Source organism: Streptomyces endophytica, from assembly GCF_026153355.1.
GTDB lineage: Bacteria > Actinomycetota > Actinomycetes > Streptomycetales > Streptomycetaceae > Streptomyces > Streptomyces endophytica.
The window spans coordinates 636,804-653,521 of record NZ_CP110636.1; the positions used below are offsets into that span (position 1 = coordinate 636,804).

Genomic DNA, 16,718 nt, shown 5'->3' on the forward strand with positions numbered 1-16,718 from the left:
GGGCGTCATGGCATCGCCCGGCGCGCGGTGGCGAAACGGGGCCTGTTGTTGAGGTCGGGGTGGTCGGCCGCGTCGGCCCAGCCCCGCTCCTCGGTGAAGATCCACGGCACCTGCCCGCCCTGGGTGTCCGCGTGCTCGATGACGACCACGCCGCCGGGCCGCAGCAGGCGGTGTGCGGTCCGCTCGATGCCGCGGATGGTGTCCAGGCCGTCCTGGCCCGAGAACAGCGCGAGCTCGGGGTCGTGGTCGCGTGCCTCGGGTGCGACGTACTCCCACTCGGTCAGCGGGATGTACGGCGGGTTGGAGACGACCAGGTCGACCTGGCCGTCCAGCTCGGGAAGCGCGGTCAGCGCGTCGCCGTGATGGAGAACGACGCGGGACCCCTCGACGTTCTTGCTGGCGTAGGCCAGGGCCTCCTCGGACAGCTCCACGGCGTGCACCCGGGAGCGCGGCACCTCCTGGGCCAGGGCGAGTGCGATCGCCCCGGAGCCGGTGCACAGGTCGACGATGAGCGGCTCGACGACGTCCATGGCCCGCACGGCGTCTATCGCCCAGCCGACCACCGACTCGGTCTCCGGCCGGGGCACGAACACCCCTGGCCCGACGTGGAGTTCGAGGTAGCGGAAGAAGGCCCGGCCGGTGATGTGCTGGAGCGGCTCACGGGCCTCGCGGCGGGCGACGGCCTCCCAGTAGCGGGCGTCGAAGTCCGCGTCGGGGACCGTGTGCAGCTGGCTCCGCTTGACGCCGTGCACGTGTGCGGCGAGCTCCTCGGCGTCGAAGCGGGGTGAGGGCACGCCGGCGTCGGCCAGCCGCTGGGTGGCCTGGGCCACCTCGGCGAGCAGCAGGTTCACGGGGGTCCTCCAGCCGTGCGGACGGGTCGAGCGGGCTTACTGGGCGGCGGCGAGCTTGGCGGCCGAATCGGCGTCGACGCACGCCTGGATGACCGGGTCGAGCTCGCCGTCGAGCACCTGGTCCAAGTTGTACGCCTTGAAGCCGACGCGGTGGTCCGAAATGCGGTTTTCGGGGAAGTTGTACGTGCGGATGCGCTCGGAGCGGTCGACCGTGCGGACCTGGCTGCGCCGGGCGTCCGACGCCTCGCGCTCGGCCTCCTCCTGGGCGGCGGCCAGCAGCCGGGAGCGCAGGATGCGCATCGCCTGCTCCTTGTTCTGGAGCTGGCTCTTCTCGTTCTGGCAGGAGACGACGATGCCGGTGGGCAGGTGGGTGATGCGCACCGCGGAGTCGGTGGTGTTGACGGACTGGCCGCCGGGCCCGGACGAGCGGTAGACGTCGATCCGCAGGTCGTTGGCAACGATCTCGACCTCGACCTCCTCGGCCTCGGGCGTGACCAGCACGCCGGCCGCGGAGGTGTGGATCCGGCCCTGCGACTCGGTGGCGGGCACGCGCTGGACGCGGTGCACCCCGCCCTCGTACTTCAGCCGCGCCCAGACGCCCTGGCCGGGCTCGACCGCACCGTTGCCGCCCTTGGTCTTCACGGCGACCTGGACGTCCTTGTAGCCGCCGAGGTCGGACTCGTTGGCGTCGAGGATCTCGGTCTTCCAGCCGACCCGCTCGGCGTAGCGCAGGTACATCCGCAGCAGGTCGCCGGCGAACAGCGCGGACTCCTCGCCGCCCTCGCCGGCCTTGACCTCAAGGATGACGTCCTTGTCGTCGCTCGGGTCGCGCGGGACGAGCAGCAGCCGCAGCTTCTCGGTCAGCTCCTCGCGGCGGGCGTCGAGCTCCTTGACCTCGTCGGCGAAGTCCGGGTCGTCCGCCGCGAGTTCACGGGCGGTCTCGATGTCCTCGCCGGTCTGCTTCCAGTCGCGGTACGTCGCGATGATCGGGGTCAGCTCGGCGTAGCGCTTGTTGAGCCGCATGGCTTCGCGCTGGTCGGCGTGGACCGCGGGGTCGGCCAGCCGCTTTTCGAGATCGGCGTGCTCACCGATCAGTTCTTCGACCGCCTCGAACATCGTGGGGTTCCTCTGCTGGCTGGCTGACTGTCTCTACCCGGGGGGGGCGTCCCCCGCCAAAAAAGGCGCCGGTCCGGCCACCCCTGGACAGGGGCGACCGGAGACCGGCGCCTTGTGGGTCGCTACTTCTTGGCGGACCCGGCGTTCTTGCCGAAGCGGGCCTCGAAGCGGGCCACACGACCGCCCGTGTCCAGGATCTTCTGCTTACCGGTGTAGAACGGGTGGCACTCGGAGCAGATGTCGGCGCGGATGCTGCCGCCGGCAACGGTGCTGCGGGTGGTGAAGGACGCGCCACAGGTGCAGCTGACCTGGGTCTCGACGTACTCCGGGTGGATGTCGCGCTTCAAGGGATTCTCCTAGGTTCGGGAGTGCACCGGGTCGTGTCGCGGGTTGCGTCACGTGAACCGGGGCCGACGGTCCAGTCTGCCAGGACTAGCCGTATCTCCCAAAACCGGGGTACCTGCGCAACTATTCCCCGCCCGGTTCCGGGGCCGCGCGGACCCCGGAACCACGCCCTCCGGCTACTTCACGTACTTGCCCGTGCCGCCCTGGTCACCGGCCGAGCCCTTGATCGCGGACTTCGGGATGTCCCGGTCGTTGCGCAGCGCGTCCCAGACCTTCTTGCCCTGCCGGGTCAGCGGCACCACGCGGTCGGGGTTGGCGGTGTCGTAGGTCACCGGCAGCGTCACCATGTCGATGTTCTCGGACCCGATGGAGCCCAGGCTCTTGGCCAGGCCGGTCAGTTCACTGACCGAGTTGAGGTCGGTGTCGGTGGTGATGGCCTTGGTGGCCGTGTCGGCGACGTCGTAGAGCTTGGTGGGGTTGGTGAGCACGCCGACGTTCTTGACCTGGTTCATCAGGGCCTTCAGGAACGTCTGCTGGAGCTGGATGCGGCCCAGGTCGCTGCCGTCACCGCCGGGCACGCCGTGCCGGGTGCGGACCAGGCCGAGCGACTGCTCGCCGTCGAGCGTGTGGTGGCCGGGCTGCAGGTGCAGGTGGCTGTTGCGGTCGTTGATCGCCTTGGTGGTGGTGATGTCGACGCCGCCCAGCGCGTCGATGAGCTTCTTGAAGCCGGTGAAGTCGACCTCGATGAAGTGGTCCATCCGGATCCCGCTGATCGACTCGACGGTCTTCACGGCGCACGCCGGGCCGCCGACCTCGAAGGCGGTGTTGAACATCGCCCGCTGCTCACCGGGGACGTTCTTGCCGTCCTTGGTGGTGCAGTCGGGCCGGCTGATCAGGGTGTCCCGGGGGATGCTGACGACGCTGGCCTTCTTGTGGCCCTTGAAGACGTGCACGACCATCGCGGTGTCCGACCGCGCGCCGCCCTCGTCCTTGCCGTACTCGCCGTTCTTGCCGGCCCGGGAGTCGGAGCCCATCACGAGGATGTCCATCGAGCCGTCGTCGACGTTCTGGGGCCGGTCGTGGCCGAGGGCGGCGTTGATGTCGACGCCCTTCAGATTGCCGTTGAGCTTGAAGTAGACGTAGCCGAGTCCGGCACCACCGAGCAGTACGACGCTGACCAGCGCGCACAGCGTGATGGTGAGTGCCCGGCGGCGCCGGGTCGGGCCCTTTCGCCGACGGCCCGTGGCACGTATGCCGCGGGCACGGCTTTCGGCCGTCGTCACGGTCCCGCTGCTGTCCGCCATCTGCTCCTCAGTCCTTGTTCGCGTCGCTACCCCTCGCCGTCACCGTGCTGCTTGCTGTCACGGCCCGTCGCGCCCTGTCAGACGGGAGGCTGACGGGAAGGGTTGCACAGCAAGTGATGAGCGAATTCTTAGAAATCGCCACCGGCGGTGTCCGGCCGTGCGCCGGCTCCGCCGTCCTCACCTGGCCTTTCGTCCCGGTTTCCGTTCTGGCCGGAACGTTGCCTCCGGCGGCGATCTGTGCGGAACGTCTCAGATCGGGCACTTCGCCGGCTCTCCGCTCGCGGCGCGGGTCACAGCTCACCGGCCGCGGCGCCGGCCCGGGGCCGCCGGCCCGGGGCCGCCGGCACCGGACGCCGTTCGGGCCACCCAGCACAACGCCCCCCTCACCCGTAAGGGCGAGGGGGGCGGTGCGGACGGCGCCGGAGCGCTCCGGGGCGTCAGTCGTTGCCGTTGCCCGCGGTCGGCGTCGTCTTCTGGATCTGCAGCAGGAACTCCGCATTGGACTTCGTCTGCTTCATCTTGTCCAGCAGCAGCTCGATGGCCTGCTGCTGGTCCAGGGCGTGCAGCACCCGGCGGAGCTTCCAGACGATGGCCAGCTCGTCGCTGCCCATCAGGATCTCTTCCTTACGGGTGCCGGACGCGTCCACGTCCACCGCCGGGAAGATGCGCTTGTCGGCGAGCTTCCGGTCGAGCTTGAGCTCCATGTTGCCGGTGCCCTTGAACTCCTCGAAGATCACCTCGTCCATCCGCGAGCCGGTCTCGACCAGCGCGGTGGCCAGGATGGTCAGCGAGCCGCCGTCCTCGATGTTGCGCGCCGCACCGAAGAACTTCTTCGGCGGGTAGAGGGCGGTGGAGTCGACACCACCGGACAGGATGCGGCCCGAGGCCGGGGCGGCGAGGTTGTACGCCCGGCCCAGACGGGTGATCGAGTCCAGCAGGACGACGACGTCGTGGCCCAGCTCCACCAGGCGCTTGGCCCGCTCGATGGCGAGCTCGGCGACGGTGGTGTGGTCCTCGGCCGGGCGGTCGAAGGTCGAGGAGATGACCTCGCCCTTGACCGACCGCTGCATGTCGGTGACCTCTTCGGGACGCTCGTCGACGAGGACGACCATCAGGTGGCACTCGGGGTTGTTGCGGGTGATCGCGTTGGCGATGGCCTGCATGATCATGGTCTTGCCGGTCTTCGGCGGGGCCACGATCAGACCGCGCTGGCCCTTGCCGATGGGCGAGACCAGGTCGATGATCCGGGTCGTCAGCGCACCGGACTCACCCTCCAGGCGCAGCCGCTCCTGCGGGTAAAGGGGCGTCAGCTTGCCGAAGTCCGGCCGCCCGCGGCCCTGTTCGGGCGCCATGCTGTTGACGGTGTCGAGCCGGACCAGCGCGTTGAACTTCTCGCGCCGCTCGCCGTCCTTGGGCTGCCGGACCGCGCCGGTGACGTGGTCACCCTTGCGCAGGCCGTTCTTGCGGACCTGGGCGAGCGAGACGTAGACGTCGTTCGGGCCGGGCAGGTAGCCCGAGGTCCGGATGAACGCGTAGTTGTCGAGGATGTCCAGGATGCCCGCGACCGGGATCAGGACGTCGTCCTCGGCGATCTGCGGCTCGTTGCCGAAGTCCTCGCGGCCACCGCGGCGGCCCCGGCGGTCGCGGTAGCGGCCGCGACGGCCGCGCCGGCCGCCCTCGAAGTCGTCGTCGTCGTCCCGGCGGTCCCGGTCCCGGCCCTGGCGCTGGCCGCCCTGGCCGCCGTCGCCGGCGTCGCCCTTGCGGCGGTCACCGCGGTCACCACGGTCACCGCGGTCGCGCTGGCGGCGGTCACCGCGGTCGCCCTTCTGGCCCCGGTCCTGGCGGTCGCCGCGCTCCTGGCGCTCGCCGCCCTTGGCGGGCCGGCCCTCGCCGGTCTCCTGCGGGGCGGTGGCGGTGTCGGTGCGCGCCTCCGTCTTGGTGTCGGTCTTCGCCTCGACCTTGGTGTCGGTCTTGAGGTCGCCCGCCTGCTCGGGGGCGCCCGCGGCGGCGGTGGCCCGGCGACGGCGCCGCTCACCGGCCGGCTGCTCGTCGCTGACCGGCTGGCCGGGGATGTCGATCTGCTGCTGGGCGCCGGCCTTGTCCGCCTTGTCCTTGGCGGTGCGCTCGGTCTTGTCGGCCTTGGCGGCCGGCTCGGCGGCCTCCTCGCCGGTGCGGGCCTTGGAGGTCGTACGGCGCTTGGGCTTGGCGTCGGCCTCGGTGGCTGCGTCGGCCTTGGCCGCCGTGCCCGAGCCTCCGGCCTGGCGCTCCTTGATGACCTCGATCAGCTGGCTCTTGCGCATCCGCGCGGTGCCCTTGATACCGAGGCCGGAGGCCACCTGCTGCAGCTCGGCCAGGACCATGCCCTCAAGGCCGGTGCCGGAACGGCGGCGCCGGGTGGTGGCAGGCGCGGCGGGAGCGTCCGTGGCGGGCGTGGTGGCACTGCCATCGGTGCGCGCGCCCATCAGATCGGTGGTGTCGCTCACGAAGGGTCCTTCCCTGGAGCGGGCGTCGGCCTGTCTGGCTCGGCGACCGGTTGTGCTGTCCGGCTGGGTCCTCAGGTCTCGTGGACCGGGCCGGGGCGGTGGTCCCGCCGGAAGTGGCGGAGAGATCAGTTCATGATTCCGGCGCGAAGAGATGCAGAGTGACTCATGTCGTCACGCCGATTCCGGAGCATGCTCGCTTCTGCTTCAGGCAACTGCTCCAAGCAGTTTGGGAGGCTCCCGGAAGAAAGGTGGTCCCGATGGGGGACACGAAGCACAGCGCCACTGCGGCGGCTCGTACTCACTTGAGGTTAACACTACCGGATCCAACAAACATTCCCCCTCTCAAAGACCGGCAATCGTCGATCAGCTGCGTGATCACCCGGCGAGCGGCAGGACACCGGTCCCTGTCGCGTCGAGGGTCAGCCGGTTCGCCGCCCACCCCTCTCCCGCCAGTGCCGCGACCTTCTCGGCCGCCGCGTCGTCGACCAGCGCGAGCACCGTCGGGCCCGCACCGGACACGACTGCGGGGACGCCGTCCGCGCGCAGTCGGTTCACCAGGGCCACGCTCTCCGGCATCGCCGGCGCACGGTACTCCTGGTGGAGTCGGTCCTCGGTCGCGGCGAGCAGCAGCTCGGGGCGCCTGGTCAGGGCCTCGACGAGCAGTGCGGCGCGGCCGGCGTTGGCCGCGGCGTCCACGTGCGGGACGGTGCGCGGCAGCAGTCCGCGGGCGGTCTCGGTGAGCACCGGCTTCCCGGGCACGAAGACCACCGGAACGATGGAATCGACCGGATCCATCCGGATCGCCCGTGCGGTGCCGGTGTCCATCCAGGCGAGCGTGAAGCCGCCGAGCAGACAGGCGGCGACGTTGTCGGGGTGGCCCTCGATCTCGGTGGCCAGCTCCAGCAGCGCGGTGTCGTCGAGCTTCTGCTCGCCGCCTATCGTCACCGCGCGGCGGCGACGATGCCGGCGCAGATGGCGGCCGACGAGGAGCCCAGGCCGCGGCCGTGCGGGATGCGGTTGGCGCAGACGATTTCCAGGCCGCGCGGCTGTCCGCCGAGCAGCTCGAAGGCGGTACGCATCGACCGGACGAGCAGGTGGCTCTCGTCGCGCGGCAGGGTGTCGGCGCCCTCACCTGCGATGTCGATATGCAGCCCGGAGTCGGCGACGCGCACCACGACATCGTCGTACAGGCCCAGGGAAAGACCCAGGGCATCGAAGCCGGGACCGAGATTGGCGCTGGTAGCGGGGGTGCGCACCCGGACGGCGGCGGCGCGGAACGCGGGACCGGCCATCGCTCGATGACTCTCCTTGATTGATGCTGCGGTACTGACCCGGAGCGCCGCGGCACCGAGGTGCCCGGCCGGCTCGCGGGGTCTGTTCTGACCTGCCCTGAACACCACTGCGTTATGCCGTGGGGAGGGGAGTTGGCTGCCAGCCTATCGAAGGAAGGTTCTGTCGCGACATAGGGCGCACAGGAGGCGCACGATGCGTGTCGCGCGCCTTCCCGTGCCCCGATGGCTGCGCCCTCGGGCTTTGCAGTCTTTGCACAGTTTGCTGTGCGGGGTGGTGACCGGACGGCGGCGTCCGGTCACCGGTCGCCGTACGGGCCGCCGGGCCCGTACGGCCGCGTCCTAGGCGAGGCCGAGCCGCTCGGCCGCCGCGTCCGCGTCGATCGGGACCGTGACCGGCTGCGGCGCACCGGCGACCGCCCAGTCCGGGTCCTTCAGGCCGTTGCCGGTGACCGTGCAGACGATGCGCTGGCCCGGGTCGACCTTGCCCTCCTCGGCGGCCTTGAGCAGACCGGCCACCGAAGCGGCCGAGGCGGGCTCCACGAACACGCCCTCCTGCGCGGCCAACAGGCGGTAGGCGGCCAGGATTTGACGGTCGGTCACCTCGTCGATGAAGCCGCCCGACTCGTCCCGTGCGCGCTCCGCCTGCGCCCACGAGGCGGGGTTGCCGATGCGGATCGCGGTGGCGATGGTGTGCGGGTCCTTGACGGGCTCGCCGCGCACGATCGGCGCGGAGCCGGAGGCCTGGAAGCCCCACATCCGCGGGGTGCGGGAGGCGATGCCGTCGGCCGCGTACTCCTGGTAGCCCTTCCAGTACGCGGTGATGTTGCCGGCGTTGCCGACCGGCAGCACGTGGATGTCCGGCGCGTCGTCGAGCATGTCGACGATTTCGAAGGCGGCGGTCTTCTGGCCCTCGATGCGCACCGGGTTGACGGAGTTCACAAGTGCGACCGGGTAGTTGTCGGACAGGCCGCGGGCCAGCGTCAGGCAGTCGTCGAAATTGCCATCGATCTGCAGGATCTTCGCGCCGTGCACCAGCGCCTGGCCCATCTTGCCGAGCGCGATCTTGCCCTGCGGGACGAGCACCGCGCAGACCATGCCGGCCCGCACCGCGTACGCGGCGGCCGAGGCGGAGGTGTTGCCGGTCGAGGCGCAGATGACCGCCTTGGCGCCCTCCTCCTTGGCGCGGGTGATGGCCATCGTCATGCCGCGGTCCTTGAAGGAACCGGTGGGGTTGGCACCCTCGACCTTGAGATGCACCTCACAGCCGGTGCGCTCGGAGAGCACCTGGGCCGGCACCAGCGGTGTGCCGCCCTCGCGGAGGGTGACGACCTCGGTCGTGTCGCTGACCGGCAGCCGGTCGCGGTATTCCTCGATGATGCCGCGCCACTGACGGCTGGTGGTGGTCACGGTGGGATTGGCAGACATGGGTTCCTTTACTCCCCTTCGACCCGCATGATGCTGGCGACGCCGCGTACGGTGTCCAGCTCGCGCAGCGCCCCGACGGTCGACGACAGGGCCGCGTCGGCGGCCCGGTGGGTGACGACGACGAGGGAGGCCTCGCCATCCTTGCCCTGCTGGCGGACCGTATCGATCGATACGCCGTGTTCGGCGAAGACCGTTGCCACCTGCGCGAGAACGCCGGGCTTGTCGGCCACGTCGAGACTGATGTGGTAGCGCGTGACGACCTCGCCCATCGGGCTGACCGGCAGCGCGGTGTACGCCGACTCCCCGGGGCCGGTGGCGCCGGCGAGCTTGTTGCGGCAGACCGCGACCAGGTCGCCGAGCACCGCGGAGGCGGTCGGCGCACCGCCCGCGCCGGGCCCGTAGAACATCAGCTGGCCGGCCGCGTCGGCCTCCACGAAGACCGCGTTGTACGCCTCCCGGACGGAGGCCAGCGGATGCGTCAGCGGGATCATCGCCGGGTGCACCCGGGCGGTCACCGACGCCCCGTCCGCCGCCCGCTCACAGATGGCCAGCAGCTTGACCGTGCAGCCCATGCGCTGGGCGGAGGCGATGTCGGCGGCGGTGACCTCGGTCAGGCCCTCGCGGTGCACGTCGTCGATGGTGACGCGGGTGTGGAAGGCGATCCCGGCGAGGATCGCGGCCTTGGCGGCGGCGTCGAAGCCCTCCACGTCGGCGGTCGGGTCGGCCTCGGCGTAACCGAGGGCGGTCGCCTCGTCCAGCGCCTCGCTGTACCCGGCGCCGGTCGACGCCATCCGGTCGAGGATGAAGTTGGTGGTGCCGTTGACGATGCCCATGACCCGGTTGATCTTGTCGCCGGCGAGCGACTCGCGCAGCGGCCGGACCAGCGGGATCGCGCCGGCGACGGCGGCCTCGTAGTACAGGTCCGCGCCGTTGGACTCGGCCGCCGCGTGCAGCGCCGCGCCGTCCGCGGCCACCAGCGCCTTGTTGGCGGAGACCACGCTCGCGCCGTGCTCGAAGGCGGTGGTGATCAGTGTCCGGGCGGGCTCGATGCCGCCGATGACCTCGATGACGACGTCGATGTCGCCCCGTTTGACCAGCGCGGTGGCGTCGGTGGTGATCAGCTCGGCCGGTACGCCCTCGCGCACCCGGTCCGGGCGGCGGACCGCGATCCCGGCCAGCTCGACGGGCGCGCCGATCCGGGCCGCGAGGTCGTCCGCGTGCGTCGTCATGATGCGCGTCACCTCTGAGCCGACAACACCACAGCCCAGCAGCGCCACCTTCAGCGGACGCGTACGCATCATTCGACCCCTGCTTCTCATCGATCAGCGATTTCCGTCTTGCTCATACGGTTCATGCACAAGACCCATGCACCAGTCTCACGCACCGGACGTCAGTTTCCGTCCGTCGTCCGGATACCGAGACATTTATTTCATCCGGGGCCGGACCCCGGTGATCCGGCCCTACCCGACATCCAGGCGCAGGAGATCTTCCTCCGTCTCCCGCCGGACGATCACCCGGGCCGCACTGTCCTTCACGGCCACGACCGGCGGCCGCAGCGCGTGGTTGTAGTTGCTCGCCATGGACCGGCAGTACGCGCCGGTCGCCGGCACCGCGAGCAGGTCACCCGGCGCGACGTCGGCCGGCAGGAAGGCGTCGCGGACGACGATGTCCCCGCTCTCGCAGTGCTTGCCGACCACCCGCGACAGCATCGGTTCGGCGTCCGAGGTCCGGGAGACCAGGGCCACGCTGTACTCCGCGTCGTACAGGGCGGTGCGGATGTTGTCCGACATCCCGCCGTCCACGGACACGTACGTCCGCAGCCCCTCCAGCTCCTTGACCGTGCCGACCTCGTAGAGCGTGAAGGCCGTCGGCCCCACGATCGCCCGGCCCGGCTCGACCGACAGCCGCGGCACGGCAAGCCCCGCCGCCTCGCACTCCTTCGTCACGATCTCGTTCAGCGCCTTGGCGATCTCGTGCGGCTCGCGCGGATCGTCCTCGGAGGTGTACGCGATCCCGAGCCCGCCGCCGAGGTCGATCTCCGGCAGCTCGATCCCGTGCTCGTCGCGCACCTCGGTCAGCAGCTGCACCACCCGCCGCGCGGACACCTCGAAGCCCGCCATGTCGAAGATCTGCGACCCGATGTGGCTGTGGATCCCGATCAGTTCGAGCCCGTCCAGCTTCAGCGCCCGCCGCACGGCCTCCGCGGCCTGCCCGCCGGCCAGCGCGATGCCGAACTTCTGGTCCTCGTGCGCGGTCGCGATGAACTCGTGCGTATGCGCCTCGACACCGACCGTCACCCGGATCTGCACCCGCTGCCGCTTGCCGAGCTTCTCGGCGATGTGCGCGACCCGCACGATCTCCTGGAACGAGTCGAGCACGATCCGCCCCACCCCGGCCTCCACGGCCCGGGTGATCTCCTCGGTGCTCTTGTTGTTCCCGTGCAGCGCGATCCGCTCGGCCGGCATGCCCGCCGAGAGGGCGGTGGCGAGCTCACCCCCCGAACACACATCGAGGTTGAGGCCCTCCTCGTGCAGCCACCGCACGACGGCCCGGGACAGGAACGCCTTCCCCGCGTAGAACACGTCGGCGTCCGGCCCGAAGGCGTCGCGCCAGGCCCGGCTGCGCGCCCGGAAGTCCTCCTCGTCCAGGAAGTACGCCGGCGTACCGAACTCCTCGGCCAGCGCACGGACGTCCAGCCCGCCGACGGTCACCGCGCCGTCGGCATTGCGCCGGACCGTACGCGACCAGACGTGCGGGTCAAGGGTGTTGAGGTCGGCGGGCGGCCCGGCGTAGTGCCCCTCGGGAAGGACGTCGGCGTGCCGGGGCCCGGCGGGATGCGCGGAACGGCTCATAACAGGTAGTTCCCCTCAAGAATTCACAAGCTCAGAGGTGTTCGGGTGCGGAGATGCCGAGCAGGCGCAGGCCGTTGGCGAGCACCGTCCCGACGGCCTCGGCAAGGGCCAGCCGGGCACGGTGCACGGCCAAGGGTTTCTGCTCTCCGACGGGCAGCGGCGGACACACGTCGTGCCACCGGAAGAACGCCTCCGCCGTCGCCTCCAGATGCCGCACCACCCGATCCGGCGCCCGCAGCCGCGCGGCGACCTCAAGGGCGGACGGGTAGGTGGCGAGCAGGGTGTGCAGATCCCTGAGCAGGTCAGGAAGGGCGGCGGGCCGGGCGGCGGGGTTGGCGGGGCCGGGGGTCGGCTCGTTCCCTTCGACCTGCCCGGGCCGGGACGCGAACCCCAGGTCATCGGCGTTCCGGACCAGCGCCCGCACCCGCGCGTACGCGTACTGCACCAGGAACCGCGGATTCCCCTCCCGCTGCACCGGTCGCTCGGGCACCCGCACCGGATCATGGGCGGCGGGCCGCAGCAGCACCCACCGCGCTTCGTCGCTCCCGAGCCGAGCGACCAGCACGGCCAGCTCATCGGGCTCGTAGGCACTGCCCGGCTCGCCGGGCCGCGGCTGGAGGGGCGAGTGGACGCCGCTGGCCCCCACCGCCGCATCGATCCGCGCCAGCGCCTCGGCAACGACGGTGTCGCGGGCACCGCCGGATCCGTAGACGCGGTAATGATCCACAGCGCCCGAAGGACAGGTGGCGGACGAAGAGGGAGACGCGACGAACGCATCGGTGCCGTGAGCGGTCGCATGAGTGCCGTAAGGCGTCGCGTGGGTGCCGTAAGGCGTCGCATGGGTGCCGTAAGCCGCGCCCTGCGTCAGGATCTGGCGCACGAGGTCGGCGGGCGCCCCGTCCCCCAACGTGAAGTTCAGAAATCCCGGCCCGGCGATCTCGACCCGGTCGATCCCCGGGCTCCCCGCCAGCCGCTTCCGCAGGATCTCGGCGACCTCCCGGGCCGGCCGTCCCGCGGGGCCCGCGAGCTGCAGTGCAACACTCGACGCGTAGTCCCCGGACCCGGGCCGCTTCGGCGGCCGCACCACGATCCGCGCCGGCACCGGCACGGAGAGCTCCCGATCCTCAACGGCACCACGCACGGAGCGCAGGACGGTACGGGAGAGCTCAGCGGGGGTCACGGGACAAGCGTATGGGAGAACGGAGTCATCGACGCGACCGGTTTCGCTGTGTGGACACCAAGCGCGTACGCCCTGCGGGCCCGGACGCCAGTCACTCCTGGGCAACGAGGCACCCGCACGGCTCACCTATCCCGCCCCGTGCTCCCCACCCGTACCGACATGCCCACGGGAAGACGACGGCGCACTCTCCCCCGCAGCAACATGCCCACCGGCCGGCGCACCCTCCCCCTCGGGCCCGTCCCCGGCTCCGTGCTCCGACTCTCCGCCCCCACCCTCGGGCCCGATCTCAAGCCGCCCCCCGGGAGCCGCCCCCGACCCACGCTCCCGCTGCCGCCCCTCACGCACCAGCTTCCCCACCGTCCGCACCAGCTCCGTCGGCTCGAACGGCTTCGCGAGAAACGCGTCCACCCCCACCCATTCGCCGTTGTCCACCTCGCCCTCCGTACAGGCGCTGACGATGGCGATCGGGATGTCCCAGGTCCGCGGATCGGACCGCAGGCGGGCCGCGGTGCGCAGACCGTTGAGCCGCGGCATCACGACGTCGAGGGTCACGACATCCGGTCTCACGTGGTGCACGACGTCCAGACATTCGGCACCATCAGCCGCGGTCACGACCTCGAAGCCCTCCAGCTCAAGGTTGACCCTGATCAACTGCCGGATCACCTTGTTGTCGTCCACCACAAGGATCCGACCGGACAAGCCAGGCACACCATGAGACTAGGGGCCCACCTGCGGCGCCGTCCCGGTTTTGCCCACTTCCGCCCCCGTGTGAGGGACCTTTCCGCGACCATCACCGCCACCCCGCCCCGATGCGCTAAGGCCCCTCCCCACGGGCGGAGCCAGAAGCGAAAGACCCGCCCACCCGGAAGCGAAAGACCCGCCCTTGGCCCCCTCCCCAAACCTGTTCATGAACACCCCATCGGAGCTGGTAGGGTTCTACCCGTCGCCGCAGAACACAGCGGCAACGCCCCGTAGCTCAGGGGATAGAGCAACGGCCTCCGGAGCCGTGTGCGCAGGTTCGAATCCTGCCGGGGGCACTCCGCGGAAAGCAGCTTGATCAGGCTGCTGATCTGCTTGAGTGCAGATGTATGAAGAGCCGGACCTGGTTTTCACGGGTCCGGTTTTTTGCTTTTCTGCCGCCGGCCGCGGGGCGGTGATCGACGCGGGCCGGAGATCAGCCGGTCGGAGATCAGCCGAATGCGGCTCCGTCGTCAGGTCCGTGCCGGAGCCGCTTCTCCTGTGAGCGCCGGGGCCGCCCGACGTTCGGGCGGCCGTTGTGCCTCAGCTGGTGATCCACATCTCGCGCATCTGGTTCCGGGCCTCGTCGGGTGTCGTCAGGCGGTCCGCCGGGCGGCAGCGCCTCGGCCCGGGGCGTGTCTCTCTCGCGTGCTTCCCGCCGGCAGGCCGCCGATGAGGTGTGCAGCGTCTCCACCGGCAGGGCGGCCGCAAGGCAGTGGCGGGCACTTGTCTGGCCGTCAAGTGCCCGATGGCCGTGGGGAGTTGGGGGTCAGCCGTTGAGGTAGACCGGCAGGGATTCGACGCCGTAGACGATGGAGAGTTTGCGGAAGTCGAGGGTTTCGGGGGTGGTGGCGAGGCGCATGTGGGGGAAGCGGCGGGCCAGGGCCGGGTAGGCGGTGCGGAGTTCCATGCGGGCGAGTTCGGCGCCTACGCAGCGGTGGATTCCGTAGCCGAAGGCCAGGTGGGAGGGGACGTTGCGGGACGGGTCGAACATTTCCATGTCCGGGCCCAGGTTGCCGTCGCGGTCGGCGCCGCTGAGGGAGCAGAGGACGACGTCGCCGGCGGCGATCTGGACGCCGGCGATTTCCAGGTCCTCGCGGGCGAAGCGCGGGAAGGCGACCTGGACGACGGTGAGATAGCGCAGGAGTTCCTCGACGTAGCGGTCGACCGCGTCGTCGCCGTCGTTGAGGGCGGCGAAGTGCTTCGGGTCCTGGAGCAGGACCAGGGCGCCGAGCGCCAGCATGCTGGCGGTGGTTTCGAAGCCGCCGGTGAGGACGCCGTCGGCCAGGCCCGCGAGTTCTTCGTCGCTGACCGTGTCGCCGTGTTCCTTGACGATCATGCCGAGGAGACCGTCACCCGGGTTTTCCCGCTGCTTCTTGACGATGTCCCGGAAGTAGGAAAGGGATTCGGATATGGCGCCGAAGGACGCGTTCGCTCCGCTGAAAAGGTCGAAGCGGGCGGCGCTGAGGCGCTCGAAATCCTCGCGGTCCTCGTAGGGAACTCCGAGGAGTTCGCAGATGACGAGGGAAGGAATGGGCAGGGCGAAGGCGTGGACGATGTCGACCGGGTCGCCGTTTTTGCCCGCGGCTTCCATCGCGTCGAGGCGTTCTTCGACGATTTCGTGGATGCGCGGGGTGAGCCGGCCGAGGCGGCGCATGGTGAATTCGGGCGTGAGGAGGCGGCGGAGGCGGGTGTGGACCGGCGGGTCCGCGAATCCCAGGCCGCCCGGGTTCTGTTCGGCGCCGGCTCCCGCCTTGCCGACGAGATTGGTGAAGTCCGAGCTGAAGGCGTTGGCCTTTCCGAGCACGGCCTTGACCTCGTCGTAACCCGTCACCAGCCACACGTTGGCGGCTATCGGCACCGGGAGCTTGCTGATGGGCTCGCGTTCGCGGACGGCCGCCAAATCACCTACGGGGTCGAGCCCCTCGCGGCGCAGCGGCATCAGGACGGACTCGGGCAAGAAAGACATTCGAGACAGATCGAATCCCTTCTTGCGCGTTCTCGACAGATACATACGGCCGGCCCAGGCGATGATCCGGGAACGGAGAGTCGTCATGACGCTAATACTGCCTTTCGTCGAGGGGGACGGTCACCCGCGCGCCCGGCCGCACGGGGCGGCCGCAGCAGCGCGGACCCTCCACTCGGCGTGCTCGGAGGTGACGTACGCCATAGCCCCTCGCTCGCGGCGGTCATGGCGCGGGTCCATGCCGTCGACCGGTGTGTTCGGTCGTCCGCTTCAGCGTGACGAGCTCGGCCTTCTGCTTTTCGGTCTGTTCGTTCGAGAGGAGTTTACAAACTGTCATTGGGTGCGTTCGCGGAACAACCCGGGAAGCCCCTGGGAGAACCCTGAGGACGCCGTGATTCTTCCCTTAGGGGTGGGCGGGGGGCGTCAGGCGGTGCCCCCGTCCTCGTTCCCGCCCTCGTTCCCGTCCTCGTGCCGGTTTCCGTCCCCACCCCCTACGCCTCCGTGTCCCGGCGGACTTCCATGTGGGCCACCTTGCCGTCGCGGAAGGCGTAGACGTGGTGGAGGAGGGTGTCGGACCAGTGGTCGCCGGTGGCGTCCCGGAGGCCGGGGCGTACGCGGACGGCGATGCGGCCGTCGGGCTCCGCGGTCATGCCCTCCATCCGTACGAGGGGGTGGGCGACGGCGAACTGACGCTTCCAGTAGGCGAGGACGGCGTCGATGCCGTGCAGGCGCGTGCCTTCGGCGACGTTCGGCCAGTCGACGTCCGGGTGGAATGCGGCGCGGGTGAAGTCGTCGACCTGCTGAGTGTTGAAGATCTCGTACATGCGGCGGAGCAGTTTCGCCGGGCCGGCGGGGACGGCTTCTCCGGCTTCGGCGGCCTCCTCGCCTTGGACCGTTTTCCTGGCATCGGCGGCCTCCTTGCCTTGGTCCGCTTCGCTGGCTTCGACCGTTTCGCTGTCTTCGGTGATTTCGGTGGCTTCGGTGGCTTCGCGGTCTGCGGTGGTTTCGCGGTCGCGGTCTCCGGCGGTTTCGCGGTCTTCGGTCGGCATGGGGGAAGCCAAGCGGATGGGCGGGTGGTTGGCCGATGCATTTCGGGGGTGTTCGTCGGTGGCGGAATGCGTGGGCTTTGCTGTCGCGCCGACGGGCAATGGGGAGGCATTCACGCT

At 70.3% G+C, this 16,718-nt stretch carries 12 protein-coding genes, 1 tRNA gene and 1 pseudogene; 1 reads left to right on the top strand and 13 read right to left on the bottom strand.

Going from position 1 to position 16,718, the window contains the following annotated elements:
- Positions 1–5: 5 nt before the first annotated feature.
- The 11 genes and pseudogenes from prmC to OJ254_RS02885 form a co-directional block, all read right to left on the bottom strand.
- Positions 6–851: a peptide chain release factor N(5)-glutamine methyltransferase gene (gene prmC / locus OJ254_RS02835; protein ID WP_265361104.1), complete on the bottom strand. Its 846-nt coding sequence runs from the start codon at positions 849–851 to the stop codon at positions 6–8.
- Between the two features lie 36 nt (positions 852–887).
- The gene (gene prfA, locus OJ254_RS02840) at positions 888–1,967 is read right to left on the bottom strand and encodes a peptide chain release factor 1 (protein WP_265361106.1); all 1,080 of its coding nucleotides are present in this window, start codon (positions 1,965–1,967) and stop codon (positions 888–890) included.
- A gap of 122 nt (positions 1,968–2,089) precedes the next feature.
- Positions 2,090–2,314: a 50S ribosomal protein L31 gene (gene rpmE / locus OJ254_RS02845; RefSeq protein ID WP_030414149.1), complete on the bottom strand. Its 225-nt coding sequence runs from the start codon at positions 2,312–2,314 to the stop codon at positions 2,090–2,092.
- A gap of 174 nt (positions 2,315–2,488) precedes the next feature.
- Complete coding sequence (locus tag OJ254_RS02850; protein ID WP_265361108.1) at positions 2,489–3,616, bottom strand: LCP family protein; 1,128 nt, start codon at positions 3,614–3,616, stop codon at positions 2,489–2,491.
- Positions 3,617–4,053: 437 nt separating this feature from the next.
- Positions 4,054–6,099 carry a transcription termination factor Rho gene (gene rho / locus OJ254_RS02855; RefSeq protein ID WP_265361109.1) on the bottom strand — a complete coding sequence of 682 codons (2,046 nt, stop codon included), beginning with the start codon at positions 6,097–6,099 and terminating at the stop codon, positions 4,054–4,056.
- 375 nt (positions 6,100–6,474) lie between these two features.
- Positions 6,475–7,391: pseudogene (gene thrB, locus OJ254_RS02860) on the bottom strand (homoserine kinase).
- A 339-nt stretch (positions 7,392–7,730) separates the two neighbouring features.
- Positions 7,731–8,816 (bottom strand): threonine synthase, encoded by a 1,086-nt coding sequence (thrC, locus tag OJ254_RS02865; protein WP_261955698.1) that lies wholly within the window; start codon positions 8,814–8,816, stop codon positions 7,731–7,733.
- A gap of 8 nt (positions 8,817–8,824) precedes the next feature.
- On the bottom strand, positions 8,825–10,117 hold the full coding sequence (locus OJ254_RS02870) for a homoserine dehydrogenase (protein ID WP_265361110.1): 1,293 nt from the start codon (positions 10,115–10,117) through the stop codon (positions 8,825–8,827).
- A gap of 159 nt (positions 10,118–10,276) precedes the next feature.
- On the bottom strand, positions 10,277–11,668 hold the full coding sequence (lysA, locus tag OJ254_RS02875) for a diaminopimelate decarboxylase (RefSeq protein WP_265361111.1): 1,392 nt from the start codon (positions 11,666–11,668) through the stop codon (positions 10,277–10,279).
- Between the two features lie 31 nt (positions 11,669–11,699).
- On the bottom strand, positions 11,700–12,848 hold the full coding sequence (nrtL, locus tag OJ254_RS02880; protein ID WP_265361112.1) for an ArgS-related anticodon-binding protein NrtL: 1,149 nt from the start codon (positions 12,846–12,848) through the stop codon (positions 11,700–11,702).
- A 126-nt stretch (positions 12,849–12,974) separates the two neighbouring features.
- Positions 12,975–13,526, bottom strand: a complete 552-nt coding sequence (locus OJ254_RS02885) for a response regulator (RefSeq protein WP_423835812.1) — start codon at positions 13,524–13,526, stop codon at positions 12,975–12,977.
- Positions 13,527–13,814: 288 nt separating this feature from the next.
- Between OJ254_RS02885 and OJ254_RS02890 the strand changes: the two genes are divergently transcribed.
- Positions 13,815–13,885, top strand: a tRNA-Arg gene (locus OJ254_RS02890).
- A gap of 470 nt (positions 13,886–14,355) precedes the next feature.
- Here OJ254_RS02890 and OJ254_RS02895 read toward each other — a convergent pair.
- Both OJ254_RS02895 and OJ254_RS02900 read right to left on the bottom strand, forming a co-directional pair.
- Entirely contained in the window at positions 14,356–15,642 is a 1,287-nt protein-coding gene (locus OJ254_RS02895; RefSeq protein WP_265361113.1) for a cytochrome P450, read from the bottom strand.
- 401 nt (positions 15,643–16,043) lie between these two features.
- Entirely contained in the window at positions 16,044–16,715 is a 672-nt protein-coding gene (locus tag OJ254_RS02900) for a nuclear transport factor 2 family protein (protein WP_265361115.1), read from the bottom strand.
- Positions 16,716–16,718: the final 3 nt, after the last annotated feature.

Excerpts from the sequence above, each read along its gene's own strand:
- OJ254_RS02850 (WP_265361108.1), bottom strand. The coding sequence starts at position 3,616 with ATGGCGGACAGCAGCGGGACCGTGACGACGGCCGAAAGCCGTGCCCGC.
- prfA (WP_265361106.1), bottom strand. The coding sequence starts at position 1,967 with ATGTTCGAGGCGGTCGAAGAACTGATCGGTGAGCACGCCGATCTCGAA.
- OJ254_RS02895 (WP_265361113.1), bottom strand. The coding sequence starts at position 15,642 with ATGACGACTCTCCGTTCCCGGATCATCGCCTGGGCCGGCCGTATGTAT.
- thrC (WP_261955698.1), bottom strand. The coding sequence starts at position 8,816 with ATGTCTGCCAATCCCACCGTGACCACCACCAGCCGTCAGTGGCGCGGC.
- lysA (WP_265361111.1), bottom strand. The coding sequence starts at position 11,668 with ATGAGCCGTTCCGCGCATCCCGCCGGGCCCCGGCACGCCGACGTCCTT.
- OJ254_RS02870 (WP_265361110.1), bottom strand. The coding sequence starts at position 10,117 with ATGATGCGTACGCGTCCGCTGAAGGTGGCGCTGCTGGGCTGTGGTGTT.